The sequence below is a fragment of the Crenobacter oryzisoli genome (assembly GCF_030385785.1).
Lineage (GTDB): Bacteria > Pseudomonadota > Gammaproteobacteria > Burkholderiales > Chromobacteriaceae > Crenobacter_A > Crenobacter_A oryzisoli.
In genome coordinates, this window is sequence record NZ_JAUEDK010000060.1 from 1 (window position 1) to 24246 (window position 24246).

At 61.7% G+C, this 24246-nt stretch carries 25 protein-coding genes and 2 tRNA genes; 18 read left to right on the top strand and 9 right to left on the bottom strand.

What is annotated here, in order from left to right; translation table 11 throughout:
- Window positions 1–317 precede the first annotated feature (317 nt).
- Window positions 318–1625: an ammonium transporter gene (locus QU481_RS20750; RefSeq protein ID WP_289831913.1), complete on the bottom strand. Its 1308-nt coding sequence runs from the start codon at window positions 1623–1625 to the stop codon at window positions 318–320.
- Between the two features lie 27 nt (window positions 1626–1652).
- A complete protein-coding gene (glnK, locus tag QU481_RS20755; protein WP_289831914.1) occupies window positions 1653–1991 on the bottom strand; it encodes a P-II family nitrogen regulator in 339 nt (112 codons plus the stop codon).
- A gap of 285 nt (window positions 1992–2276) precedes the next feature.
- On the opposite strand from glnK, the gene QU481_RS20760 reads away from it, so the two are divergent.
- The 7 genes from QU481_RS20760 to QU481_RS20790 all read left to right on the top strand — a co-directional run bounded on the left by QU481_RS20760 (window position 2277) and on the right by QU481_RS20790 (window position 6822).
- Window positions 2277–2564: an accessory factor UbiK family protein gene (locus QU481_RS20760; protein WP_289831915.1), complete on the top strand. Its 288-nt coding sequence runs from the start codon at window positions 2277–2279 to the stop codon at window positions 2562–2564.
- A 7-nt stretch (window positions 2565–2571) separates the two neighbouring features.
- A complete protein-coding gene (locus QU481_RS20765) occupies window positions 2572–4077 on the top strand; it encodes a YifB family Mg chelatase-like AAA ATPase (protein WP_289831916.1) in 1506 nt (501 codons plus the stop codon).
- A gap of 69 nt (window positions 4078–4146) precedes the next feature.
- A complete protein-coding gene (locus QU481_RS20770) occupies window positions 4147–4932 on the top strand; it encodes an SPOR domain-containing protein (RefSeq protein ID WP_289831917.1) in 786 nt (261 codons plus the stop codon).
- A 31-nt stretch (window positions 4933–4963) separates the two neighbouring features.
- The gene (locus QU481_RS20775) at window positions 4964–5578 is read left to right on the top strand and encodes a thiol:disulfide interchange protein DsbA/DsbL (RefSeq protein ID WP_289831918.1); all 615 of its coding nucleotides are present in this window, start codon (window positions 4964–4966) and stop codon (window positions 5576–5578) included.
- Window positions 5579–5663: 85 nt separating this feature from the next.
- Window positions 5664–6488, top strand: coding sequence for an undecaprenyl-diphosphate phosphatase (locus QU481_RS20780; protein ID WP_289831919.1), 825 nt, complete (start codon window positions 5664–5666; stop codon window positions 6486–6488).
- A 116-nt stretch (window positions 6489–6604) separates the two neighbouring features.
- A tRNA-Met gene (locus QU481_RS20785) sits at window positions 6605–6681 on the top strand.
- Between the two features lie 64 nt (window positions 6682–6745).
- A tRNA-Met gene (locus QU481_RS20790) sits at window positions 6746–6822 on the top strand.
- Window positions 6823–6873: 51 nt separating this feature from the next.
- On the opposite strand, the gene QU481_RS20795 is transcribed toward QU481_RS20790, so the two are convergent.
- The 3 genes from QU481_RS20795 to QU481_RS20805 all read right to left on the bottom strand — a co-directional run bounded on the left by QU481_RS20795 (window position 6874) and on the right by QU481_RS20805 (window position 9217).
- Entirely contained in the window at window positions 6874–7086 is a 213-nt protein-coding gene (locus tag QU481_RS20795) for a hypothetical protein (RefSeq protein ID WP_289831921.1), read from the bottom strand.
- Window positions 7087–7325: 239 nt separating this feature from the next.
- On the bottom strand, window positions 7326–8591 hold the full coding sequence (locus tag QU481_RS20800; protein ID WP_289831922.1) for a Y-family DNA polymerase: 1266 nt from the start codon (window positions 8589–8591) through the stop codon (window positions 7326–7328).
- Window positions 8591–9217 carry a LexA family protein gene (locus QU481_RS20805; protein ID WP_289831924.1) on the bottom strand — a complete coding sequence of 209 codons (627 nt, stop codon included), beginning with the start codon at window positions 9215–9217 and terminating at the stop codon, window positions 8591–8593. Before QU481_RS20805 ends, QU481_RS20800 begins: the two co-directional genes overlap by 1 nt.
- A 196-nt stretch (window positions 9218–9413) precedes the next feature.
- Between QU481_RS20805 and QU481_RS20810 the strand changes: the two genes are divergently transcribed.
- Window positions 9414–10133, top strand: a complete 720-nt coding sequence (locus tag QU481_RS20810; protein ID WP_289831926.1) for an endonuclease — start codon at window positions 9414–9416, stop codon at window positions 10131–10133.
- Between the two features lie 61 nt (window positions 10134–10194).
- Here the strand turns inward: QU481_RS20810 and purB are convergent, their stop codons facing one another.
- From purB to ffh, 3 genes are all read right to left on the bottom strand, one after another.
- A complete protein-coding gene (gene purB / locus QU481_RS20815) occupies window positions 10195–11562 on the bottom strand; it encodes an adenylosuccinate lyase (protein ID WP_289831927.1) in 1368 nt (455 codons plus the stop codon).
- A 79-nt stretch (window positions 11563–11641) separates the two neighbouring features.
- A complete protein-coding gene (locus QU481_RS20820) occupies window positions 11642–12544 on the bottom strand; it encodes an ATP-grasp domain-containing protein (RefSeq protein ID WP_289831929.1) in 903 nt (300 codons plus the stop codon).
- Between the two features lie 57 nt (window positions 12545–12601).
- On the bottom strand, window positions 12602–13957 hold the full coding sequence (ffh, locus tag QU481_RS20825) for a signal recognition particle protein (protein ID WP_289831930.1): 1356 nt from the start codon (window positions 13955–13957) through the stop codon (window positions 12602–12604).
- Window positions 13958–14066: 109 nt separating this feature from the next.
- Here ffh and QU481_RS20830 point away from each other — a divergent pair, with 109 nt between their 5' ends.
- Together QU481_RS20830 and QU481_RS20835 are read left to right on the top strand one after the other, a co-directional pair.
- Window positions 14067–14888 (top strand): cytochrome C assembly family protein, encoded by an 822-nt coding sequence (locus tag QU481_RS20830; protein WP_289831931.1) that lies wholly within the window; start codon window positions 14067–14069, stop codon window positions 14886–14888.
- Window positions 14889–14941: 53 nt separating this feature from the next.
- The gene (locus QU481_RS20835; protein ID WP_289831932.1) at window positions 14942–15301 is read left to right on the top strand and encodes a ComEA family DNA-binding protein; all 360 of its coding nucleotides are present in this window, start codon (window positions 14942–14944) and stop codon (window positions 15299–15301) included.
- 63 nt (window positions 15302–15364) lie between these two features.
- On the opposite strand, the gene QU481_RS20840 is transcribed toward QU481_RS20835, so the two are convergent.
- Window positions 15365–16768 carry a cryptochrome/photolyase family protein gene (locus QU481_RS20840; protein ID WP_289831934.1) on the bottom strand — a complete coding sequence of 468 codons (1404 nt, stop codon included), beginning with the start codon at window positions 16766–16768 and terminating at the stop codon, window positions 15365–15367.
- Between the two features lie 377 nt (window positions 16769–17145).
- Here QU481_RS20840 and QU481_RS20845 point away from each other — a divergent pair, with 377 nt between their 5' ends.
- The 8 genes from QU481_RS20845 to QU481_RS20880 all read left to right on the top strand — a co-directional run.
- Window positions 17146–18321 carry a porin gene (locus QU481_RS20845; RefSeq protein ID WP_289831935.1) on the top strand — a complete coding sequence of 392 codons (1176 nt, stop codon included), beginning with the start codon at window positions 17146–17148 and terminating at the stop codon, window positions 18319–18321.
- Between the two features lie 189 nt (window positions 18322–18510).
- Entirely contained in the window at window positions 18511–20214 is a 1704-nt protein-coding gene (pilB, locus tag QU481_RS20850; protein WP_289831936.1) for a type IV-A pilus assembly ATPase PilB, read from the top strand.
- A gap of 5 nt (window positions 20215–20219) precedes the next feature.
- Window positions 20220–21443, top strand: coding sequence for a type II secretion system F family protein (locus QU481_RS20855; RefSeq protein WP_289831938.1), 1224 nt, complete (start codon window positions 20220–20222; stop codon window positions 21441–21443).
- A complete protein-coding gene (locus tag QU481_RS20860; RefSeq protein ID WP_289831940.1) occupies window positions 21443–22303 on the top strand; it encodes a prepilin peptidase in 861 nt (286 codons plus the stop codon). Before QU481_RS20855 ends, QU481_RS20860 begins: the two co-directional genes overlap by 1 nt.
- The gene (coaE, locus tag QU481_RS20865) at window positions 22296–22910 is read left to right on the top strand and encodes a dephospho-CoA kinase (protein WP_289831941.1); all 615 of its coding nucleotides are present in this window, start codon (window positions 22296–22298) and stop codon (window positions 22908–22910) included. Before QU481_RS20860 ends, coaE begins: the two co-directional genes overlap by 8 nt.
- Before the next feature lie 32 nt (window positions 22911–22942).
- Window positions 22943–23701, top strand: coding sequence for a cell division protein ZapD (gene zapD / locus QU481_RS20870; protein ID WP_289831943.1), 759 nt, complete (start codon window positions 22943–22945; stop codon window positions 23699–23701).
- Window positions 23701–23901, top strand: coding sequence for a DNA gyrase inhibitor YacG (gene yacG, locus QU481_RS20875; protein WP_289831944.1), 201 nt, complete (start codon window positions 23701–23703; stop codon window positions 23899–23901). Before zapD ends, yacG begins: the two co-directional genes overlap by 1 nt.
- 125 nt (window positions 23902–24026) lie before the next feature.
- Window positions 24027–24246: transposase domain-containing protein (locus tag QU481_RS20880; protein WP_289831945.1), on the top strand; the 220-nt coding region annotated here is incomplete at its 3' end.

Sequence of the window (24246 nt, forward strand, 5' to 3'; positions counted from 1 at the left end):
CGCTGGCTTTGCCGGTCACTGCAAGCGCGTGGGCGATCCATGCGGGGTCAATTTGCTGAGAAAGTGCAGAGAAATCAGGGTGTTTATGAGCCTTGCTTACCATCTTGACCAACGTGAGGGAGTCAACTTGGCCGGAGTATGAGCAAGATTCGCACCATGAAAAATGCCGTTCACTTGCTTAAGTGAACGGCATTACCGTGATGGCGCGTTTTTTGTGCTCGCTGATGTTCGATCACGCCGGCTGGCACTGGAATAAAAAGCGGGGCACCAAAGTGCCCCGAGAAGACAGCCCCACAACTTCGTTATGCGCGGCGCGCTTATTCCACTCGCTCGCCGTGCAGTACCACGTCCAGGCCTTCGCGTTCTTCTTCTTCGTTGACACGCAGGCCGATGACCAAGTCGATCACTTTCAACAGTACGGCGGTGACGACCCCGGAGTAGACTAGGGTGACGGCCACGCCCATTGCCTGAATAACCAGGCTGCCATCTGCACCGCCGATATCTTTCACTGCGAACACACCGGTCAAGAGCGCGCCGATGATCCCACCTACGCCGTGCACGCCGAATGCATCCAGCGAGTCGTCATACTTCAGCGCATGCTTCAGGCTGGTAGCGCTCCAGAAGCACACCACGCCGGCCACCAGACCGATCACCAGGGCACCCTTGGCGTCGACGAAACCGGCCGCCGGGGTGATCGCTACCAGGCCAGCTACTGCGCCGGAGGCAATGCCCAGCACCGACGGTTTGCCCTTGCTCAGCCATTCAGCAAACATCCAGCCCAGTGCGGCGATACCGGTGGCAACCTGGGTGGTCAGCATGGCCATGCCGGCACGGCCGTCGGCGGCGGCGGCAGAGCCAGCGTTGAAGCCGAACCAGCCCACCCACAGCATCGACGCGCCGATGATGGTCAGCACCAGGTTGTGCGGTGCCATCACTTCACGACCGTAGCCGGTGCGCTTGCCCAGCATCAGCGCGCAGACCAGACCGGCCACACCGGCATTGATGTGCACCACGGTACCGCCGGCGAAGTCGAGCACGCCCTTGCCGGCCATCCAGCCGTTCGGTGCCCATACCCAGTGCGCTACCGGCACATACACCACCAGCGACCACAGCGCCATGAACGCTACCATCGCCGAGAACTTCATCCGCTCGGCGAACGCGCCGGCGATCAGCGCCGGAGTGATGATCGCGAAGGTCATCTGGAACATCATGAACACCGACTCGGGAATGGTGGTGGCCAGCGGGTGCACGGTCAGCTTGTTGGCATCCTTCAGGTAGGTCAGACCGTCCATCATCGCCCGGCCGAAGCCACCGAGATAAGCGTTGCCGCCGATGAAGGCCAGACTGTAGCCGAGCACAGTCCACAGAACGGTCACCAGTGCGCAGATGGCGAAGCTTTGCATCAGCGTGGCCAACACGTTCTTCTTGCGCACCATGCCGCCGTAGAACAGCGCCAGGCCCGGGATGGTCATGAACAGCACCAGCGCGGTCGAGGTCAGCATCCAGGCGGTGTCGCCGGCGCTGATGGTCTTGGCCTCGACCAGCATCGGCATGGTGGGGGTGTCGGCAAGGGCCGGAACGGCTGCGGCGAGCAGCAGCGGGAGCAAGGCGAGCGATTTTTTCATGATGAGTCCCCGTCTTTTATCGTGTGCTTACACCGCGCTCGCGCCGGTCTCGCCGGTGCGGATGCGGATCACTTGTTCCAGATCGACCACGAAGATCTTGCCGTCGCCGATCTTGCCGGTACGGCCCGCGTTTTCGATGGTCTCCAGCACCTGGTCGAGCAGGTTGTCTTCGATCGCGATGTCGAGCTTGATCTTGGGCAGGAAGTCGACCACGTATTCCGCGCCGCGATACAGCTCGGTATGGCCCTTTTGCCGACCGAAGCCTTTGACCTCGGTGACGGTGATGCCCTGGATGCCGATGGCCGACAAGGCCTCGCGTACTTCGTCCAGCTTGAATGGCTTGATAACAGCGGTAACCAGTTTCATGGCGGCTCCTTATTGAGCTAAGAATTCGGTGTTTCCACCACTCTCCTAGCGATAACCGTGCCAGCTACGATGCAGTGCAATAAATGCGCTTAAGCAGGGCAAAAACCGGGGGCAGGCTATTGCACTGCCCTGAATGCAGGCATGCAGAGGAAGTGATGGCACCAGACTGGTGCATGCGCAGCATTTCCACCCGTGTCAAAATAGGACAGGGCCGAGCGCACGAGGCGGGCGGCTTTTTTGTTACACTCAATGAGTCATCTAATGACATAGGCAAGGAGAGAGCCGATGCTCAGCCAGAAACTGTTCGATGAAATTAGCGCCAAGATCAGCGAGACGATCGCAGCCAGCCCTGCCAAAGACCTGGAAAAGAACGTCAAGGCGATGATGGCTTCCACCTTCTCCCGGATGGACCTAGTCACCCGCGAGGAATTCGACGTACAGCAGGAAGTGCTGGTGCGGACCCGCGAGAAACTCGAAGCGCTGGAGGCGCGTTTGGCCCAATTGGAAGCCCAGGTGTTCCCGGAAAAGGCCGACGAGCTCGAGGCCACCCAGGCCGCCCAAGGCCATTCCTGAGCACGGTATGTCGTTATCGGTTGTCCATAGCCGAGCGCTGGCCGGCCTCGACGCCCCGCCAGTGCTGGTAGAGGTGCATCTTGCCAATGGTCTGCCGGCGTTCAATATCGTCGGCTTGCCGGATACCGAGGTGAAGGAGAGTCGCGACCGGGTACGGGCGGCGATCCTGACGTCCGGTTTCGAGTTCCCGGCCAAGAAGGTCACCGTCAACCTGGCACCGGCCGACCTGCCGAAAGAGTCCGGCCGCTTCGATCTTCCGATCGCGATCGGCGTGCTTGCCGCATCCGGGCAGATCGACGCCAGCCGGTTGGCGCATTACGAGTTGGCCGGTGAGTTGGGCCTGACCGGAGCGTTACGTCCGGTACGAGGAGCGCTGGCGATGGTTTGGCAGGCCAAGCAGGCCGGCCGGGCGTTCATCTTGCCGCCCGACAGCGCGACCGAGGCAGCTTGGGTTAGCGAGGCCACCGTCCACCCAGCAGACAGCCTGGCTGCGGTGTGCGCCCATTTGAACGGCCTTGTGAGCCTGCCGGTGCAGCAGCGCGGCGAGGGCGGGGCCGAACTGAAGTATCCGGATCTGGCCGACGTGAAGGGCCAGGGCACCGCACGTCTTGCGTTGGAACTCGCCGCGGCCGGCGGTCACAGCCTGCTGCTGGTCGGGCCCCCTGGCACTGGCAAGTCGATGCTGGCGGCGCGACTGCCGGGTATCCTGCCACCGTTGGCCGAACACGAGGCGCTGGAGAGTGCGGCGATCCGTTCACTGTCGCATGGTGGCGTCAATGCCGACACCCTGGCGGTGCGACCGTTTCGCTCTCCGCATCATTCGGCGTCGGCGGTGGCCCTGGTGGGCGGCGGTTCCGACCCGCGACCGGGCGAGATCAGCTTGGCGCATCATGGCGTGTTGTTTCTCGACGAGCTGCCCGAGTTCGACCGCAAGGTGCTGGAAGTGCTGCGTGAGCCGCTGGAAAGCGGCGAGATTCATATCTCGCGAGCCAGCCGCCAAGCAGTGTTTCCAGCGCGTTTTCAGCTGGTCGCGGCAATGAATCCTTGCCCCTGCGGCTATCATGGCCATCCGGCCAAGCGCTGTCGTTGCTCGTTCGAGCAGATCCAGCGCTATCGCGGTAAAATCTCTGGTCCCTTGCTCGACCGTATCGACCTGACTATCGAAGTGCCGAGCCTGAGCCCCAGCGAGCTCGATGCTGGTGTGGCCGGCGAAAGCAGCGAACGGGTGAGGGCGCGGGTGCTGGCGGCGCGTGAGCGCCAGCTGGCGCGGCAGGGTAAGGCCAATTATCTGTTGTCCGGCCGCGAACTTGACGAGGTGGCGGCAATCGAAGCCCAGGCGCGCGAGATGCTGGTACAGATCGCCGAGAAGCTCGGCTTGTCGGCGCGCAGTTATCATCGTTTATTGCGGGTTTCCCGTACCGTGGCCGATATGGAAGATAGTCCGTCCGTACAACGTGAGCATGTGATGCAGGCGGTGCCGTTCCGGCGTGCGATGCAGGACTGTGATTCCTGATAAACAAGATTCTGTTGACTTGAGGGCGGGCCGACCCGGCCTGCCGAGGGCGTTAAAGCGTTATTTCTGATGAGCAATCGCGATTATAAGAACACTCGTTCCACACGTTCCCGTGGGGCTTCCAGCAAGGGCGGCGGCGGTGGCGGCATGATGGCCGGCGTGCTGATCGGCCTGATCGTGGGCATCGGTGCCGCCGTAGGGCTGGCGATGTACCTGAACAAGTCGTCCACACCGTTCTCCAATATGGAGAAGTTCGACCGCAAGGGCGACGCCAGCACGGCGACGGCCAAGCCGGAAGTGCTGGAACCGGGGACGCGCATCACCGACCAGCCGGCCGTCGCCCCTCAGGCGAAGCAGGAGCCGACGCCAGCCCCGGCCACGCTGCCGCCGGCCGAAACGGTGACGCCGCTGCCGACTCCGGCGCCCGAGCCAGCCCCGGCTCCCGCCGCCAAGCCGTCGCACGAGCGCGCCGCCAAGCCTGTCCAGCCGCCGGCGCAGGCCAAGAATGACGACAGCAGCCCGGATTTCGACTTCTACAAGATCCTGCCTGGACAGGTCGACGCCGTGCCGAACAACGCCAAACAGAATAAGTCCTCGGAACCTTCCGCGTCGGCGCCAGCCAAAAAGACCTATCTCCAGCTGGGGGCCTTCCAGCATGAGAACGAGGCGGACAACCTGAAGGCGAAGCTTGCGCTGCTCGGCATCGAAGCGAAGATCCAGTCGGTCAATGTCCCAGACAAGGGCCTGGTGCATCGTGTGCGGGTCGGCCCGTTCGGTAGCTCCGCCGAAGCGGACCGGATGCGCAGCCAGCTCAAGCAGAGCGGTATCGACGCGTCGCCGGTCAAATCCGAGTAATTGAGACTTCACCCATCAAGGAATGACAAGAATGAAGAAGTGGCTGCTGATTGGACTGATGCTGGTCGCCGGTGTGGCGAATGCGGCGATCGTGCAGGGCAAGGACTATGTATTGTTGGCCAAGCCGCAGCCGGTGGCAGACCCGAAGAAGGTCGAGGTGCTCGAATTCTTCTCATACACTTGCATTCACTGCTACAACCTGGAGCCGGTGCTGAACCCGTACCTTGAAAAACTGCCGGCTGACGTGGCATTCAACCGCGTGCAGGTAGTGTGGGGCAAGCCGATGGAGGGCTTCGCCCGCTTGGTCGCCACCGAGACCGCGACCGGCACCACCGCCAAGTTGCATCGTCCGATCTTCGAGGCGGTGATGAAGCAGCGCATTGACCTCTCCAAACCTGACGTGCTGAGCGGCTGGCTCAAGCAGCAACCAGGTATCGACGTGGCCAAGTTTATGCAGGCGTATCAGTCGTTCGGTGTGAATGCACAGGTGTCGCGCCAGACCAAGATGACCCGCGACTACGCGATCGAGGGCACGCCGACCATTGTGGTGGCGGGCAAGTACGCCACGCAGCCGGCCGAACCGCAACGTCTGGTCGAGGTGGTGAACGAACTGGTTGCCAAGGCGCGCACGGAGCTGAAGAAATAAGACTCGTGTAAGATCGATGTCATTGGCTAACGGCAGCATTAAATGCTGCCGTTATTTTTTGTCATTCGATTGTCGAGGTCTGTTCGTGGACATGTTGCTGCACGCCAAGGCGCTGCTGTTGGGTATCGTCGAGGGCATCACCGAGTTTCTGCCGATTTCCAGTACCGGTCACCTGATCGTGGTCGGCGATCTGATCGACTTTCATAGCAACGGCAAGGTGTTCGAGGTGGTGATCCAGCTCGGCGCAGTGCTGGCGGTGCTGTTCGAATACCGGGCACGATTCCTCAAGGTGGCGTGTGGCCTGGGGCGAGATACCTCGGCCAATCGCTTCGTGCTGAATCTGGCAATCGCCTTCTTGCCGGCGGCGATCGTCGGCATGCTGTTCATCAAGACGATCAAGGGGCATTTCTTCAATGCCATTAGCGTGGCTGCGGCGCTGGTGATTGGCGGCCTGGTGATCCTGCTGGTCGAGAATCACCAGAAACGGGTGGCACCATGCGTCACCTCGGTCGACGCGATGGGCTGGCGCGATGCGCTGGCAGTTGGTTTGGCACAGGTACTGGCGCTGATGCCGGGCACGTCGCGCTCCGGCTCGACCATCATGGGGGGTATGGCCTTCGGCCTGAGTCGGCAGGTGGCGACCGAGTTCTCGTTCTTCCTGGCGGTACCGATGATGTTCGCCGCGACCTTCTATGACATCTTCAAGTACTATGCGCTGTTCACTGCTGCCGACATCCCGCTGATCGTGATCGGTTTTGTCGCGGCTTTCGTTAGCGGCCTGATCGCGGTGCGCAGCCTGCTGCGCTTCGTGTCGGGCCGCAACTATGTGTCGTTTGCCTGGTACCGGATCGGTTTTGGTCTGCTCATCCTGCTGACCTGGAATATGGGCTGGGTGGACTGGTCGCTCTGACGAAATGAAGGGGGCAGCGGTGCCGGTCGGGCTGCTGCCTTCGCCGGTCAGTTATCACCAATTTTCATTAAGTCTTGACGAACCGTAATTGCTCGGTTATATTTCGTTCCCTCAGACGCGGGGTGGAGCAGTCTGGTAGCTCGTCGGGCTCATAACCCGAAGGTCGTAGGTTCAAATCCTGCCCCCGCAACCAAACAAGAACGTGTGGCTCGCGACAGCGGCACGATTCGGTAGCAAGGCAGTCCAAACAGTACAGTCGCGGGGTGGAGCAGTCTGGTAGCTCGTCGGGCTCATAACCCGAAGGTCGTAGGTTCAAATCCTGCCCCCGCAACCAATAGAAAACGGTCGATTCGCAAGAATCGACCGTTTTTGCATTGGCGCGCGCTCAGTGCAGTTCTAGCAGCGCGTTCAGCTCGGTGGTGATCTGCGCCGACGCCTCGGCCTGGTGGCCGACTGCCTCGGAGATGTTGCCAACCAGCCTGCTGACCGCCTCGATGTTGAGCAGGATGCTCGATAGGGCTGATTGCGCGGCGCTGGCCCAGCTCGATGGCGTCGACGGCGCTGTGGATGTCGCGCTGGATGGTGTGGATGGTGGCACTGATCTCCTGGGTGGAGCGGGGTCGTGAGCGGGCCGGGCGGAACCAGTGCAGCATGAACGGATCGTCCTTTTTCGAACGTGGAGAGACCCGGGCCGCGGAGAATGGATCGGTAGCAAGCGAGCGGTCGCCGGAGGTGTCTTGCCCTTTGTTGTTTTTTGGGCAAAAAAATAGCTGATTGTAGCGATGCCGCTCTGCCATTCACTTGTCGTAGACCAAGCCATGGTGACCGCTGTGGCCTTTACGACACCCGTGGCAGTTCCCGCCAGTGGGTGGTGTAGCGGGGCGAGCGCTGTTCGCAGCGCATGCGCCACTGATCGCTCGGCAGTGCTGCACGGCCAAGACCGATGCTGTCGCAACCCCAGCGGCGGCTGATTGCGTCAAGCGTGGCCATCAGCCGCCGCCGCTGCGGCGCGTCGTCGGGGGCGAACAGCTCGCCTTGGCGGCCCTGGCGCGGGCTCAGTTCCAGCAGCACCACCCCGGTCTTGTGATAGCGGTAGCCGCGTCGGTACAGCTGACGCAGCGCTTGCTGCGCGGCACGGTTCAGTAGCAGGGTATCGTCACTGGGCTGCTCGAGCGGCACGCACGCCCAACTATGTGCGGGACGCAATGGGGCCTGGGCGCCGACGCGCAGGCTGACGCCGACCAGTGCACATATCGAGCCCTGCGCTCGTAACTTCTCGGCGGCTTGGCCGACATGGTGGCCGAGCGCGGCCGAGATCGGGTCGAATTCCTGCAAGGGGTGGCCGAACGAGCGGCTGACGATCAACTGCTGACGCGGTGCAGAAACCGCATCGAGCGGTAGGCAGCTGACACCGTTCAGTTCGGCGCGGGTGCGCTCCAGAGTGATGCCGAACTGGTGGCGCAGCCAGTCGGGACGGGCGTTGCGCAATTGGGCAACGTTGGTGATACCGTAGCCGGCCAGTTTGTCGGCCAAGCGGCGGCCAACTCCCCACACCTCACTGACCGGCAGGTCGGCGAGCAGCCGGTCGGCCAGAGAGGGCGGCAGGGTGGTCCAGTCGAGCACGCCGCCGTGGACCGGGTCGCACTTGGCCAGATGGTTGGCGAGTTTGGCCAGGGTCTTGCTCGGGCCGATGCCGACGCAGGCGGGCAGGCTCAGCCAGTGGTACAGGCGGCGGCGAATCTCGCGGCCTAGTGACACCGGGTCCGGCTCGTCGACGAGGTCGAGGAAGCATTCGTCGATCGAGTAGATTTCCTGACGCGGTGCCAGCTCGGTGAGTAGCCGCATCATGCGCCGGCTCATGTCGCCGTACAGCGCGTAGTTGGACGAGAACACCGCCACGCCGAAGTGCTTGCATAGTCCGCGCACCTCGTGGAACGGCACGCCCATCGGGATGCCGAGCGCCTTGGCCTCGCGGCTACGCGATACCACGCAGCCGTCGTTGTTCGACAACACCACCACCGGCCGGCCATTCAGGTCGGGGCGGAACACCCGCTCGCAGCTGACGTAGAACGAGTTCGCGTCGACCAGGGCGAAGCGGGTCATCACTTGCGGCCCAGTTTGCGCACCATGCCGGTCACCACGCCCCAGATCTTCATCTCGCGCTCGCCGCGGATCTCGATCGGCGGGTAGGCGGGGTTTTCCGGCAATAGCGCGATACGGCCATCCTTGCTGTAGAGGCGCTTGCAGGTGAACTCGGTGCCGTCGAGCAGCGCAACCACGATGTCGCCATGCTGCGGGCGCTGACGGCGGTTCACCACCAGCAGGTCGTCGTCGAACAGACCGGCCTCGATCATCGAATCTCCCTCCACCCGCACCATGAAGGTGGTCTCGCCGTCGCCTTCCAGCAGGTACTGGTTCAGGTCCAGCTCCTGGTCGACCTCGTCGGCCGCCGGGGTGGGAAAGCCTGCACGCACCCCCTGCAGGTAGAGCGGTACCGCCCGATGGCTCGGCTGCAATGGCGCGCGCAACACATGCTCGGGGGTGGGTAACCGGTCAACGAGCGGGCTGGTTTCGTGGTGCTTGGCCAGCCGTGCCACGGCGAAATCGATCACTTCCTGACGTAGCCGTGCCGGCAGTGCCATTTTTACCAGCGGTTCGTCGCCGAAGCGGCCGGTGCCGGTGGGGCGGCCCGCCCCTTCGCGACGTCCGCCGCGTCCATCCTTGCTCATCGCTTATCCTCCTGTCGTTATGGTGCCACGGCCAAGTTCCCTTGCTGGGCGCTGGCCATCCTGGCCGCGAGATTTCGCGCAGTGCGCGTTGCTGTAACCGCGGTGTGACGTTTGGGTGACAGCAATTAGATTATTGTACCTTTAAATCAAAAGCGCCATAATGGTTTCGTTACCCAGTCGATCAGGAGTCCTCGCTATGCAACTCAGTGCCCCGTCGTTTCACGTTCCCATCGGCCGTGTACTACTGGTGTCGGTGCTGTTGCTCGGCTGTATCGGCATGACCTCGCGCCCCGCCGGCAAGGGCTCAGAGTCGTCGATACCGGCGGACTCGCAGCAGGCTTTGCTGCCGGACGATGCGACCCCTCTTGATGGCTCCAGTGCCGAAGAACCGGTCGTGACGGTGGCGCTGGTGTCCGGTGTGCAGACGGTGGGTCACCGTCGTCTCGACGAGGCACGCCGGCTGTTGACCGTCCACTTCGGTGGTGAAAAAACCACACTGGCTGGGGTGGCGGTGGAGCAGGTCGGCTGGCAACCGCTGGTCGACCCTGCCGAGTTTGGCCGTGCACGGTACTGCTGGCAGCAGGGGGGCTTGGCCGCCTGCGAGCGCGGCGATGCGGTATTCCAGATGGCCGAGGGTGACCTGGTCAACCTGGTGCCGGTGCGCAGCGGTGCCGAACTGAAGGCCGACTCGTTACCGGCGCCAGTACGCGGCCGGCTGGCGCGGATTCGCTTCTATATGCACGAGCGCTACGACTGGCCGCTGTCGGCGGCCGAGCACCAGGAGCTTTGCCACTGGGCGGGCGCCTACCCGGTCGACGACTGGGAAAGGGCGCGCAACCGTGAGATTGCGCGGTGGCAGGGGTCGGCTAACCCCTTTGTCGACGATCCCCGTCAACTGGCGCTGCGCTGTGCCTGAGTCCAAGCGATAAAAAACGCCACCGTCGAAACGGTGGCGTTGTCGTTTGAGGCGAAAGCGCTCAGATGCGGCGTGCCAGTTCGGCAGCCTTGCCGACATAGCTGGCCGGCGACAGTTCGAGCAGGCGGGTCTTCTCATGGTCCGGAATTGCCAGGCCCTTGATGAAGGCGGACAGCGTGTCGCGGGTGATGCCGTCCTTACCGCGGGTCAGCTCCTTGAGCTGCTCGTACGGATTGGCGATCGCGTAGCGGCGCATCACAGTCTGGATCGGCTCGGCCAGCAGTTCCCAGGTGGCGTCCAGGTCGGCGGCCAGCGCAGCCGGGTTGGCTTCGAGCTTGTTCAGCCCGCGCAGGCAGGACTTGAAGCCCAGCAGGGTGTAGCCGAAGCCGACGCCCATATTGCGCAGCACGGTCGAGTCGGTCAGGTCGCGCTGCATGCGCGACAGCGGCAGCTTCTCGGCCAGGTGGCCGAGGATGGCGTTGGCCAGGCCCAGGTTGCCTTCCGAGTTCTCGAAGTCGATCGGGTTGACCTTGTGCGGCATGGTCGAGCTGCCCACTTCACCGGCCTTGACCTTCTGCTTGAAGTAGCCCAGCGAGATGTAACCCCAGATGTCGCGGTTGGCGTCGATCAGGATGGTGTTGACGCGCGACAGGGTCTGGTACAGCTCGGCCATGTAGTCGTGTGGCTCGATCTGGATGGTGTACGGGTTGAAGGTGATGCCGAGGCCGGTGACGAAGCGGCCACACAGGCTTTCCCAGTCCACTTCCGGGTAGGCGGACAGGTGGGCGTTGTAGTTGCCGACCGCGCCGTTGATCTTGCCGAGGATCTCCTGGCGCACCAGCTGTTCGCGCTGACGCTTCAGGCGGTAGGCGATGTTGGCCATTTCCTTGCCGAGCGTGGTCGGGGTGGCCGGTTGGCCGTGGGTGCGGCTCATCATCGGCAGGTCGGCCAGCGCGTGCGCCAGCTCGGTGAACTTGCCGATCAGCTCGTCCAGCGCCGGCAGCACCACGGTGTTGCGTGCGGTCTTCAGCATCAGCGCGTGGCTGAGGTTGTTGATGTCCTCGGAGGTGCAGGCGAAGTGGATGAACTCGCTGGCGGCCATCACTTCCGGGTTGTCGGACAGGCGTTCCTTCAACCAGTACTCGATTGCCTTCACGTCGTGGTTGGTGCGCGATTCGATCGCTTTCACCGCTTCGGCGTGCTCGACGTCGAAGTTGGCAATCACGTCGTCGATCTCGCTGATGGTGGCAGCGGAGAACGGCTTGACTTCCTCGATGCTCGGCTCGGCGGCCAGCATCTTCAGCCATTCCAGTTCCACCTTGATGCGGAACTTCATCAGGCCGTGCTCGGAGAAGAGCGCGCGCAGCGGTTCGACCGCGGCCGCGTAGCGACCGTCGAGCGGAGAGAGGGCGGTTAGCGTGTTCAGCATGCTAAGGGCTTCCATATGGCCGGCATCGGGGCCGGCGTGTTGCGTCAAAATCGTTCAAGGTTGGCCGAAAGGCTGACCTTTAGCGCTCGTTCATTCGCCGCTGCAATCCGGCTGCCAGCCGGTCGGCGGCGGCGGGGTTGAAGCGGAAAAACAGTTCGGGTTCGATCATCTCCAGCTCCATGATCGCTAGCCGACCATCGTTGTCGCGGATCACGTCGACGCGCGCATACAGCACGTCGAACGGCACCGCCGCCACTGCAGCCTCGGCGAAGGTGATCTCCTCGGCGCTGGCTGCGTAGCGATGTACGGTGCCGCCATGGTCGTCCTGCACACGGAAGTCGCCGGTCTTGGCGGTCTTGCGGATCGCGTGGGTGACCTGGCCGTCAATCACCATCAGCGACAGCTCACCGTGATCGACAATCTGGTGCTGAAAGGGTTGCAACATCAGTGCTTCTTGCTGGATCAGCTCGGCGTACACGCATTCGTACCGCGCCGCATCGGAGGCGGCGAAGCGATAGGTGTGGCGCGCCGAACCGGACACCGCCGGCTTCAAGATCAGCTCGTCCCAGCCGGTGTCGGACACCGCTTGCACCAGCGTGCGCGGCTCGTTGATTTCCAGGTAGCAGGTCGGCACGATGTTGATGCGCGCTTCGCGCAGATCGGCAAGGTAATGCTTGTCGATGTTCCAGCGTAACAGCCCCGCTTCGTTATAGAGCGTGGTCTCGGAACTGACTTGGTCGAGCCACGGCGAAAATTCGCCGAAGCGGTCGAAATAGTCCCAGGTGGTACGAAACAACAGCGCGCCGGCATCGTGCCAGTCGACCGAGGCGTCGTCCCAGGCTCGCCGGCTCACCGTGAGGCCGCAGCGGCGCAGCGCGTCAACGACCAGGCCGTCCTCATGGTGTACCTGGCGGCTGTACCAGTCCTGCTCATCGAGCGTCACCCAGCGGGAGTCGGTCAGTACCACCACGTCGTCATGCATGTCGATCCCTTGCCATCAAGAAAAACGGGCGGAGATTCCCCGCCCGTTCGGCCAACCTTACATGCCCGGCATCATGCCCTTCATGCCGCGCATCAGCTTCATCATCCCGCCCTTGGACGAGAACTGCTTCATCATCTTCTGGGTCTGCTCGAACTGGTTGAGCAGGCGGTTGACCTCCTGTACCGTCACGCCGGCACCGGCGGCGATGCGGCGCTTGCGGCTGGCCTTCAACAGTTCCGGTTTGCGGCGCTCTTCCATCGTCATCGAGTTGATGATGCCCTCGATGCGGCGGGTGGCTTTGTCGGCCTCGGCACCCTGAATGCCCTTGGCCATCTGGCCGATCTGGCCCGGCAGCTTTTCCATCAGATTGGCCATGCCGCCCATCTTCTGCATCTGCTGGATCTGTGCCTTGAAGTCTTCCAGGTCGAAGCCCTTGCCGCTCTTGAGCTTCTTGGCCATCTTGGCCGCTTCGTCCTGGTCGATGCCCTTCTGCACTTCCTCGATCAGGGAGAGCACGTCACCCATGCCGAGGATGCGGCTGGCGATCCGGTCCGGGTAGAACGGTTCCAGACCGGCCAGTTTCTCGCCGACACCGATGAACTTGATCGGCTTGCCGGTCACCTGTCGCACCGACAGTGCGGCACCGCCGCGCGCGTCGCCGTCCATCTTGGTCAGGATCACACCGGTCAGCGGCAGCGCCTCGTTGAACGCCTGCGCGGTGTTCACCGCGTCCTGGCCCTGCATCGCGTCGACCACGAACAGCGTTTCCACCGGGTTGAGCGCGGCGTGCAGCGCCTTGATCTCAGCCATCATCGCCTCGTCAATCGCCAGGCGGCCGGCGGTGTCGACCATCAGCACATCGAAGAAGTGGCGCTTGGCGTGGTCGAGCGCGGCACGGGCGATGTCGACCGGCTTCTGGCTGCTATCGGACGGGAACCACTCGACGCCGACCTGGCTGGCCAGCGTCTTCAACTGTTCGATCGCCGCCGGGCGGTATACGTCGGCCGACACCACCAGAATCTTCTTCTTCTGGGTTTCCTTCAGCAGCTTGGCGAGCTTGCCGACCGTGGTGGTCTTACCGGCACCCTGCAGGCCGGCCATCAGCACGATCGCCGGCGGCACCGCGGCCAGGTTGAGGGCGTCGTTCTTCTCGCCCATCAGCTTGACCAGCTCTTCGTTGACCACGCCGACCAGCGCCTGGCCCGGGGTCAGGCTGCCCATCACTTCCTGGCCGAGCGCGCGCTCCTTGATCTGGGCGATGAAGCTCTTGACCACAGGCAGCGCCACGTCGGCCTCGAGCAGCGCCATGCGCACTTCGCGCATCGCATCCTGGATATTCGATTCGCTCAACCGCGCGTTGCCGCGCAGCGTCTTGATCACGCCCGACAGGCGCGAAGTCAGGTTGTCTAGCATGGGACGGGATCCTTCACTCTGCCTATGGCGAGTCTGCTTGGTGTAGACTTCAAACTTGCTATTTTACACGAGCCGCCGGGCTTTAGCCCTACCGGCCATCTGCTTGCTGATGACCTCATTGCTTCTGGCCCTCTCGCTGCTTCTCATTGTTGCCTACGGGGCCTTCTCTTGGCACTTCTTCAGCCACTGGCGTGGTGCGCCATCCTGGCCGCGCGATCCTCGGATGGAGCATTCGCTGCTAGGCATCCTGTTAACGGTGCAGGCGTTTTGCGTGCTGGTGCCGCTGGTGCACGGCCAACTGGTCGCGCTCGGCGTCGGTCACGCGGTGGCGCTGGTGGCGTGGCTGATGCTGGTCATCTACTGGACGGGCAGCTTCTTCTATAGATTGGAAGGCCTGCAGTTGTTCCTGATGCCGCTGGCGCTGGTCACGCTGGCGCTGGCGCTGCTGTTGCCCGGCTCGCATCCTGGCTATGCACTGACCAACCCGGCCTTCATGCTGCACCTGTTCGTCTCGATGCTGGCTTACAGCCTGTTTGCGATCAGCGCACTGTTGGCGGTGCTGATGCTGGCTTTGGAGCGAGCGCTGCACCGCAAGCGCTGGACCCCGCTGGTGAAGACCTTGCCGCCGCTGTTGACGCTGGAGAAGTTAATGTTCCGTGTGATCGGCTGGGGTTTCGTGCTCTTGTCGCTTACGCTGGTCAGCGGCGTGCTGTTTTCCGAGCAGTTGTTCGGCAAGCCGGCTACCTTTACCCATAAGACGCTGTTCGGGCTGATTTCCTGGCTGCTGTTCGGCACCTTGCTGTACGGCCGCAGCCGTCACGGCTGGCGCGGCAAGCTGGCGATCCGCTGGACGCTGACCGGTTTTGTCGCGTTGATGCTGGCCTACGTCGGCAGCAAAGTGGTCCTCGAATTGATTTTGCAACGAGCTTAGTTGCGTGTCATAGTGGTTTCGCCGTGCTGTCACTTGAAACGGGGGTCGCTCACATGAAGAAATTGCTTGCGCTGTTCGTCGGACTGTTTCTCTTTGCCTCGGCCGCATTTGCCGCGGTCAACATCAATACCGCCAATTTGCAGGAACTGGAGTCGCTCAGCGGCATCGGGCCATCCAAGGCCCAGGCCATCATCGACTACCGTACCAAGAACGGCCCGTTCAAGAGCGTGGACGATCTGAAAAATGTAAAGGGAATTGGCGACAAGACGCTGGAGAAGCTGCGCAAGGACGTCGCCGTTACGGGCAAAACCACCGTGCCGACTCCAGCCGGCAAGGCCGCCGCCAAGCCGACCGGCAAGGACACCGCTACCAGCAAGAAGCCGCTGGTCGATCCGACCAAGAAAACCCAGTAAGTCAGAAGCGCTGAGCCCACGCCAACGCCCTGCGATCGCAGGGCGTTTTGCTTGATGGAGCGGTCAGCTTGCGCGCTGGTAGAGGGCCAGTGCGGCCTCGCGCTGTGCCGCGTGATCGACCAATGGGGCCGGGTAATCGCGGCCGAGGCGAAAACCCACCGGCAGCGAATTTGCCAACCACGGCGCATGGATCGCCTTGTTGTCGAGCGCGGCCAGTTCCGGCACATAGCGACGGATAAAGCGCCCCTCCGGGTCGAACTTCTCCGACTGGGTGACCGGGTTGAAGATGCGGAAGTAGGGCTGGGCATCGCAGCCGGTCGACGCCGCCCACTGCCAGCCGCCGTTATTCGAAGCCAGATCGTAGTCGAGCAGTTTCTCGGCGAAGTAGTGTTCCCCCCAACGCCAGTCGATCAGCAGGTCTTTCACCAGGAAGCTTGCCGTCACCATGCGCAGCCGGTTGTGCATATAGCCACTGCCATTGAGCTGGCGCATCGCCGCGTCTACCAGCGGATAACCGGTGCGCCCCTCGCACCAGGCAGCAAACCACTCCTCATCATTCGGAAAAACCAGGTCACGGTAGGCCGGCTTGAAGCTCTCGCTGGCGACCTGCGGAAAATGCCACAGCAACTGCTGATAGAACTCACGCCAGATCAGTTCATTCAGCCAGCACATCGCCCCCTCGCCGCCGTGGTTCCAGGCAAAGCGGGCCAACTCCCTGATCGACACCGTGCCAAAGCGCAGATGTACCGACAGATAGGACACGCCCTTCTTCGCCGGAAAGTCGCGCAACGTCTTATAACGGTCGATACGCTGGCCAAACGCTTCAAGCAACGCCATGCCGCCGTCCATGCCTGGGACCACGTTCAAGGCGCCCAAGTCGGTGGCTTCGAAGCCGAGCGCCGCCAGCGAGGGCATCGGCTCGTCTGGGCAAGGAGCCAGCCGCGCCAGCCGCTCCCGCACCGGGTAACTGTCCAGATCGGCCTGGCCAAGCCGTTTCAGCCAAGTATTCTTATAAGGTGTGAATACCGTATAGGGGTGGTGTGCGGCAGTCAGGATGTCGTCGCGTTCGAAGATCACCTGGTCCTTGTACTGCCGAAAGTCGATGCCGAGCCCTGCCAGGCGATCGGCCACCAGTGCGTCCCGCCGCAAGGCCAGGGGCTCGTAGTCGCGGTTGCAGTAGACCGCCGTGATGCCGAGCTCTTGGGCCAGTCGCGGGATCAGCTCGACCGGGTCGCCGTGCCGAACCAGCAGCTCGCCCCCCGAGGCCCGCAGGGCCCGTTTGAGTTCCGCGACGCAGTGCCAGATGAACTCGACCCGCCGGTCGGCACGCGGCAAGCCGGCAAGAATGGTGGTATCGAAGACGAACACGGTGTAGACCGAGGCGGATTCGCCGAGCGCATGAAACAGGGCGGCCTGATCGAAGTCGCGCAAGTCGCGGCGAAACCACACTAGATGACGGATGGGCATAGGGTGGGCTGATTAAGATGCGGTTTGTCGGATTCTCGGCGCTTGGCCAGTCTTTGACCAGTCGCACTATTGCGATTCAGGGGAAGCGGCTGTCCATTTTTTGCAACACTTTTGGCTGGTGTGCCATTTTTGTTGTACTTGAGCAACATGGCTTGCGCGATCCGGAAGGACTGAAAATTCAGGGGTTTGTGGTTTTTTTCTTACGATTGCGATGCGCATGGCGTTTTTTGACGGGCTACTGTTTTGTATTTTCACAACGGCCGATTTATAGTCGTCGCAGAAATCGCTGGAATACACAGCGGTGAACCAATGCCCGGCCCTTCAGGCCGCAAGGCAGGATCGGGCTAGTTATGACTGACTTGATAAGGAATGAAGCGATGAACAAGAAGCTGATCGCTCTGCTGCTGGCCACCCTGCCGGCTGCAGCCATGGCCGACGTGACCCTGTACGGCGACATCGAAGCCGACGTCGAAAACGGCAAGGCCCTGAACTACAACCAGCAAGGCCAGAATCCGGTAAACGGCGCAACCTTCAGCCCGGCCCTGAAAACCGTCAGCAAGATCGACGACACCGGTTCCTACATCGGCTTCAAGGGCAACGAAGATCTGGGCAATGGTCTGAAGGCTATCTGGCAAGTCGAGCAAGGCCTGAACGTCGACGGCACCTCCGGCAACGGTTCGGGTAACTTCTACGGCGGCACCTGGGCTACCCGCGACACCTTCGTGGGCCTGAGCAGCAACTTCGGTACCGTGAAACTGGGTCACATCAGCACCTACCTGAACTCCGACATGGAGAAGGTTGACCCGTGGATCTACGGCGCTGGCGTGAACGGTCTGGGCACCCTGACCTACAACGACACCCGTCTGAAAAACGCGATCCGCTACGATGCTCCGCAATTCGTTCCGGGCCTGAAGATTTCGGCTATGTACGGCTTCGACGAGACTCGTACCCTTCGTGCTGATGGCAGCCGCTCTGACCAAGGCCAGTACGCCTTCGGTCTGGGCTACGAGAACTCCGGCTTCTACGGTGACCTCGGCTACGCCGCCGAGCGTGACGCCGGTGCCAACCTGAACCAGACCGCCTACTACTGGCGTGCTGAAGCTGGCTACAACGCCAACAACCTGCTGGTGGCTGCCGCTTACCAACAGACCAAGACTTACGGCTCCAACGCTACCTTCGCTATTCAAGGTGTAGGTACTGCTAACGTTGCCCAAGATCTGGCAAACGTCAACGCTCGGATTAACGGTGGTGACGCGAATGGTGACGTGAAGCAAGACGAAGCTGCGCTGACCGTCGGCTACACCATCGGCGCCTTCACCCCGATGGCTTCGTTCGCCTGGGGCGGTGACGTTAAGACCAATGGCACCAAGCTGAACGACACCGGCTACAAGCAGTGGGTTCTGGGTGTGAACTACGCTCTGTCGAAGCGCACCAATAGCTACATCTCCTACGGTCAGAAGAAGTATGACTCCGGCATCGGCAACGTTCTCAATTTCGCGAATGGCACCGACAAAGAGAACACTGTTGCCGTTGGTCTGCAACACAAGTTCTAATCTGTCCTGACAGATTGAACCTCCCAAAAGGGCTGCTTCGGCAGCCTTTTTTGTTTTTTGCACAACGTCGCTGTGGGGTAAATCAGGCTAAAAATTTAAATGTCATTTTATTGGGTTGAAAATTGCCGTTTTGCATATAATCCTCGCTGGAGCCATACCCCCAAGTCGTTGAACGCAGAGGAACCCGCCATGGACGTTATGTTGGAACTTGCCGGCTTGGCACGGGCATTGGTGCGGCACCAGCGGCTCAGCCCGCCCGATGCCTTGCTCATCCAGCAGCAGGCGGCCAGCGCCGGGATCGGTTTCGTCGAGCAGTTGGTGCAGAGTGGGAAGATGCGCGCTCTCGAGGTGGCGAGATTTGCCGCCGAGGCCTTCGGTTACCCCTTGTGCGATCTCTCGTCATTCGATCCCGAGCAACAGCCCAAGGGGCTGATAGACGGCGAGCTGATGCACAGCAAGCGCCTGCTGCCCTTGTTCCAGCGCGGCAATCGACTGACGGTTGCGACGTCCGATCCGACCCAGGTCGGAGACTTCCATGCCATTACGTTTGCAACGGGCTTGGCGCTAGACATTGTTATCGTGGAGGACGACAAGCTGGCGCGCTTCTTTGCAGTCTCGAACGCCGAGGCTCGTTCTGGTTCGCCAGCGCGAGGCGGGGAGGTGCCGGAAGATTTTCAGTTTGACGCTTCGGAGCCGGCTGATGTGCTTCCCGGGAGGCCCGAGGTCGACGATGCGCCGGTGGTGAAGTTCATCAACAAAGTGCTGCTCGACGCAATCAATAGCGGTGCATCGGACATCCATTTCGAGCCGTACGAGAAATATTACCGGATACGCTGCCGCGTCGATGGCCGGCTCCGGGAGATCGCCCAACCACCGCTGAGCCTGAAGGACCGGATCGCATCACGCCTGAAGGTCATCTCCCGGCTCGATATTGCCGAGAAGCGAGTGCCGCAGGATGGCCGGCTGAAACTGATGCTGTCTAAGCACCGTGCCGTAGATTTCAGGGTCAGCACACTGCCGACCTTGTTTGGCGAAAAGATCGTGCTGCGTATCCTTGACCAGTCGGCCGTATCACTAGGGATAGATCAACTCGGCTTCGAGCCTGGGCAGTTGCAGCTGGTATTGAATGCGATCGCCAAACCGTACGGCATGGTGTTGGTCACCGGACCGACCGGGTCGGGCAAGACGGTGTCGCTCTATTCCTTTCTCAATATTCTCAATCAGGCCGACGTCAATATCGCGACGGCCGAGGACCCGGTCGAGATCAATCTGCCGGGTACCAATCAGGTCAACATCAACGAGAAGGTTGGTCTGACCTTTGCGACGGCACTGCGTGCCTTCCTGCGGCAGGATCCGGACATCCTGATGGTCGGCGAAATCCGCGACGCCGAGACGGCAGACATAGCGATCAAAGCGGCGCAGACTGGCCATCGGGTGTTCTCGACGGTCCATACGAATAATGCCCCGGCGACGTTGGCCCGGCTGATGAACATGGGGGTGGCACCGTTCAATGTGGCGGGTTCGGTGTTGCTGATCATGGCCCAGCGTCTGGCGCGACGGCTTTGTCAGTGTAAGCAGCCATTGGAGATGCCGCGGAAGGCGCTCTTGGATGCCGGCTTCGATGACACCGAGCTCGATGGCAGCTGGCGGCCGTATGGCCCGGTTGGCTGCGACGAGTGTCAGGGCAGTGGCTATCTCGGTCGGATCGGGGTCTATGAGGTTCTGCCGGTTACTGAGTCGATCAAGCGGCTGATCATGCAGAATGGCAGCGAACTCCATCTTGCCGACTTGGCCCGCGCCGAGGGCATGCTCGATTTGCGTCGGGCCGGCCTGTTGAAGGTAAGGCGTGGCGTGACCTCGCTGGCCGAAATCGATGCCGTGACCGCCGACTAACCGTTATGGTGCGTTTTCTTCGAAAATTGCGTCAATACAGTCCGCTCTGGGAATGGGAAGGCCGGGACCCCTTAGATAGGCCGGTGCGTGGCGAGATTCGTGCCGGTTCCGATACGGTGGCGAAAGTGCTGCTTCGTCGGCAAGGAGTCCAGATTGTCAGTGTGAGGCGCCGGCGCAGCAGCTTCGAGCGACGGATCACCGAGAAAGACATTGTGTTGTTCACGCGTCAGTTGGCGACGATGCTTAAGGCTGGCTTGCCGTTGCTTCAGGCGTTTGAACTTTCTGCCAGGGCGCAGGGCAATCCCGCCGCGTCAAGAATGCTGCTCGAGGTGCGTGCCGATTTGGAGAGCGGGGTATCATTGACCGAAGCGTTTCGGAAACGGCCGCACTATTTCGACCGGTTGTTCTGCAGCCTGGTGGCGGCCGGAGAGGCTGGCGGGGTGCTCGACGTTCTGCTCAGCAAGCTTGCCAGCTACAAGGAAAAGACGCTGGCGCTCAAGGCCAAGACCCGTGCGGCGCTGATTTATCCGAGTACGATTGTTGTGGTGTCGTTCGTTATCACGGCCGTGATGATGGGAGTGGTGGTTCCGGCCTTCAAGGCGCTGTTCGCAAGCTTCGGGGCCGATCTGCCGTTGCCGACATTGATGTTGATCAGCCTGTCCGATCTGTGTGTTCGCTGGGGATGGGGCATCGTGGTCATCGTGTTGGCGGTCGGGGCGGGGCTTTGGTTCATGTTCCGGCGCTCTCCGAGGCTTGTCGAGCGCTTCGACCGCATGCTGTTGCGCCTTCCAGTACTGGGCGGCATCGTGCTCAAAGCGATAATGGTGAGATGGGCTCGAACGCTGGCTACCTTGATCACGGCAGGAGTGCCGCTGCTCGAAGCGCTCGATTCTGTCGGCGGTGCGGCCGGCAATAGGGTCTACGAGGTGGCGACTCGGCAGATCCAGGCGGATATCAGCAGCGGTTCGAGCCTGTACCAGGCGATGCGTCGCAGTGGCTTGTTTCCGAATATGGCGCTGCAAATGGCGTCGACCGGGGAGGAGTCCGGCTCGCTCGACGCGATGCTCGGGAAGGCTGCGGATTTCTACGAGGACGAGGTCGATAACGCGGTTGCCTCATTGTCGAGCCTGTTGGAACCGGCGATCATGGTGGTGCTCGGGGTACTAATCGGAGGGTTTATCCTCGCGATGTACCTGCCGATATTCAAAATGGGGCAGGTGGTCGGTTGATGCGGACGCTGTATGATTTTCTTTCGGCCAACCTGGTCTGGCTGGTCGCGGTGGCATTATTGTTCGGGTTGCTGATCGGTAGTTTTCTGAATGTGGTGATCCACCGCCTGCCGATCATGCTGCAGCGCGGCTGGGAGCAGGATTGTGCGCGACTGACGGGGGGCTCGGTTCAAGAGGGGACCCGTTACGATCTGCTGATGCCGCCATCCCACTGCCCAGCCTGCTTGCAGCCGGTCAAGCCGTGGCAGAATCTGCCGTTGATCAGCTTCGTGCTGTTGCGTGGCCGCTGCGCAGCCTGCGAGATGCCGATCAGTCGACGTTACCCGTTGGTTGAGCTGGCGACCGGTCTTGTGTTCGCGCTGATGGCCTGGCAGCTCGGGCCGGGTAGTGAGCTTGCCGGTGCAATACTGTTGACGGCAGCGCTGATCGCTCTGGCCTTTATCGATGCCGATACCCAACTCTTGCCGGACTGTCTGACGTTGCCGCTACTGTGGGCGGGCTTGCTGTTCAATCTGGTGACCGGTCTTGTGCCACTTGCCGATGCGGTGCTCGGCGCGGTGTTCGGCTATCTGGCTCTGTGGCTGGTGTACTGGGCATTCCGTCTCGCAACCGGGAAGGAAGGGATGGGGTACGGCGACTTCAAGCTATTGGCCGCGCTGGGCGCTTGGCTAGGCTGGCAGGCCCTCCCGCTGGTGATTCTGCTGTCGTCGCTGGTTGGTGCGCTGATCGGCATTGCCCTGATCATGGTGCACCGGGCAGGACGCAACCAGGCGCTGCCGTTCGGTCCCTACTTGGCCGCGGCAGGCTGGATCGCGTTTTTGTGGGGAGATCGGATCATGACGTGGTATCTGCATGGTTAATAAAGTAGTAGGGCTGACTGGGGGCATCGGGTCGGGCAAGAGCACGGTGGCGGAGCTGTTCGCCGAGCGCGGGGTGACGGTGGTCGATACCGACCGGATCTCGCATCAGCTGACCGGGCCGAACGGCGGAGCGATGGCCGCGATTGAGGCCGAGTTTGGCAGTACAGTGGTGCGGAAGGACAGAGCGCTCGATCGGGAGGCGATGCGCGGAATCGTGTTTTCCGACCCGGGCGCGCGGGTGCGCTTGGAGGCCATCCTTCATCCGCTGATTCGCGCCGAGAGCGAGCGGCAGCTTTGCCTGGCCGAAGGTCCATATGCGCTGCTGGTCGTGCCGCTCTTGTTCGAGACCGGTCACTACGATGCGCTACTGGCACGGGTGTTGGTGGTCGATTGCAGTGAGGAAGTGCAGCGGCATCGGGTCATGCAGCGTAACGGCCTGGACGAGGCGACGGTGTCGGCCATTATGGCCGCGCAGCTGCCGCGCGCCGAGCGCTTGGCCCGAGCTGACGATGTGATCGACAATAATGACGGTTTGGCTGCGTTAACGCTTCAAGTCGACGCGAAACACCGCTATTATCTTGCCAACCTTGTTGCCGATTCGGCGTAAGGTAGCTATTCATCAAAAGGATCGTCGCCGTTGTGATCTGCTTCGAGTTTCCCGTCACCGAACGTACACGCGCGCTGCTTCGCCTAGAGCAGCTTTATCAGCGGCTGGCTTTTTTCACCGAACGCGACGAGCCGTTCGAGCACCATGCCGCCTTGCTGGTATTGTTTGAACTGATGGAAACCGCTTCGCGTGCCGATCTGAAGACCGATCTGCTGCAGGAACTGGAGCGGCAAAAGCAGGTGCTGGAGCAATTGCGCAGCAACCCGGCGATCGATGAGGGCACGCTCGAATCGGTGCTCGACGACATCGAACAGTCGTCGGCCGGCCTGCTCGGCTTGACCGGCAAATTTGGCCAGCATCTGCGCGAAAACGAATGGCTGATGGCGATCAAGCAGCGTGCCGGCATTCCCGGCGGCACTTGCCAGTTCGACCTGCCGTCCTATTTCCTGTGGCAGCAGAAACCGGCCGAGGAGCGCCGTGAGGACTTGCTGCGCTGGTCCGGGCCGCTGATGCCGACCGCTCAGGCCAGTACCATCCTGCTCAAGCTGCTGCGCGACAGCGGTAAGACTCATCATTACCTGGCGCGCAATGGTGCCTTCCAGCAGATGTCGGGTGGGAAGATCGTGCAACTGGTGCGCGTCGGCTTCGATGAGACGCTGAACGTGCTACCGGAGCTGTCGGCCAACAAGTACATGCTCAATATCCGCTTTGTCTGCGCCGGAACCGGCGAGGCGCGCGCGCGCCAGAGCGAGGACGATATCGAGTTTGAACTGACCTATTGCAAGTTTTGATGATGAGTAGCTCCACCCCTCGCCAAGTGGCGTGCCCGACCTGCAAGACGCTGGTCGACTGGACACCGGAAAATCGCTTCCGGCCATTCTGCAGCGAGCGCTGCAAGTTGATCGATCTGGGCCAGTGGGCGACCGAGCAGTATCGGGTCGCCGCCGAAGAGGACGATCTCGACGAGATGACCCGCAACAGTCTCAACTGAGACGCTATACAAGAAAAAAGCCGGCAATTGCCGTAATGCCGTTCACTTAAGCAAGTGAACGGCATTTTTCATGGTGCGAATCTTGCTCATACTCCGGCCAGGTTGACTCCCTCACGTTGGTCAAGATGGTAAGCAAGGCTCATAAACACCCTGATTTCTCTGCACTTTCTCAGCAAATTGACCCCGCATGGATCGCCCACGCGCTTGCAGTGACCGGCAAAGCCAGCGTGCGCCGGCGTAGATTGCCGGCCGAACAGGTCGTCTGGCTGGTCATTGCGTTGGCTATGTACCGGCATCAGCCCATCCCGGAGGTCGTCGCTCATCTCGATCTGGTGCTGCCTGACG

What these genes read in the sequence shown, in the direction of transcription:
- QU481_RS20750 (WP_289831913.1), bottom strand. Translation starts at nt 1,625, where the DNA reads ATGAAAAAATCGCTCGCCTTGCTCCCGCTGCTGCTCGCCGCAGCCGTT.
- glnK (WP_289831914.1), bottom strand. Translation starts at nt 1,991, where the DNA reads ATGAAACTGGTTACCGCTGTTATCAAGCCATTCAAGCTGGACGAAGTA.
- QU481_RS20760 (WP_289831915.1), top strand. Translation starts at nt 2,277, where the DNA reads ATGCTCAGCCAGAAACTGTTCGATGAAATTAGCGCCAAGATCAGCGAG.
- QU481_RS20765 (WP_289831916.1), top strand. Translation starts at nt 2,572, where the DNA reads ATGTCGTTATCGGTTGTCCATAGCCGAGCGCTGGCCGGCCTCGACGCC.
- QU481_RS20770 (WP_289831917.1), top strand. Translation starts at nt 4,147, where the DNA reads ATGAGCAATCGCGATTATAAGAACACTCGTTCCACACGTTCCCGTGGG.
- QU481_RS20775 (WP_289831918.1), top strand. Translation starts at nt 4,964, where the DNA reads ATGAAGAAGTGGCTGCTGATTGGACTGATGCTGGTCGCCGGTGTGGCG.
- QU481_RS20800 (WP_289831922.1), bottom strand. Translation starts at nt 8,591, where the DNA reads ATGACCCGCTTCGCCCTGGTCGACGCGAACTCGTTCTACGTCAGCTGC.
- QU481_RS20805 (WP_289831924.1), bottom strand. Translation starts at nt 9,217, where the DNA reads ATGAGCAAGGATGGACGCGGCGGACGTCGCGAAGGGGCGGGCCGCCCC.
- QU481_RS20810 (WP_289831926.1), top strand. Translation starts at nt 9,414, where the DNA reads ATGCAACTCAGTGCCCCGTCGTTTCACGTTCCCATCGGCCGTGTACTA.
- purB (WP_289831927.1), bottom strand. Translation starts at nt 11,562, where the DNA reads ATGCTGAACACGCTAACCGCCCTCTCTCCGCTCGACGGTCGCTACGCG.
- QU481_RS20820 (WP_289831929.1), bottom strand. Translation starts at nt 12,544, where the DNA reads ATGCATGACGACGTGGTGGTACTGACCGACTCCCGCTGGGTGACGCTC.
- ffh (WP_289831930.1), bottom strand. Translation starts at nt 13,957, where the DNA reads ATGCTAGACAACCTGACTTCGCGCCTGTCGGGCGTGATCAAGACGCTG.
- QU481_RS20830 (WP_289831931.1), top strand. Translation starts at nt 14,067, where the DNA reads ATGACCTCATTGCTTCTGGCCCTCTCGCTGCTTCTCATTGTTGCCTAC.
- QU481_RS20835 (WP_289831932.1), top strand. Translation starts at nt 14,942, where the DNA reads ATGAAGAAATTGCTTGCGCTGTTCGTCGGACTGTTTCTCTTTGCCTCG.
- QU481_RS20840 (WP_289831934.1), bottom strand. Translation starts at nt 16,768, where the DNA reads ATGCCCATCCGTCATCTAGTGTGGTTTCGCCGCGACTTGCGCGACTTC.
- QU481_RS20845 (WP_289831935.1), top strand. Translation starts at nt 17,146, where the DNA reads ATGAACAAGAAGCTGATCGCTCTGCTGCTGGCCACCCTGCCGGCTGCA.
- pilB (WP_289831936.1), top strand. Translation starts at nt 18,511, where the DNA reads ATGGACGTTATGTTGGAACTTGCCGGCTTGGCACGGGCATTGGTGCGG.
- QU481_RS20855 (WP_289831938.1), top strand. Translation starts at nt 20,220, where the DNA reads ATGGTGCGTTTTCTTCGAAAATTGCGTCAATACAGTCCGCTCTGGGAA.
- QU481_RS20860 (WP_289831940.1), top strand. Translation starts at nt 21,443, where the DNA reads ATGCGGACGCTGTATGATTTTCTTTCGGCCAACCTGGTCTGGCTGGTC.
- coaE (WP_289831941.1), top strand. Translation starts at nt 22,296, where the DNA reads ATGGTTAATAAAGTAGTAGGGCTGACTGGGGGCATCGGGTCGGGCAAG.
- yacG (WP_289831944.1), top strand. Translation starts at nt 23,701, where the DNA reads ATGATGAGTAGCTCCACCCCTCGCCAAGTGGCGTGCCCGACCTGCAAG.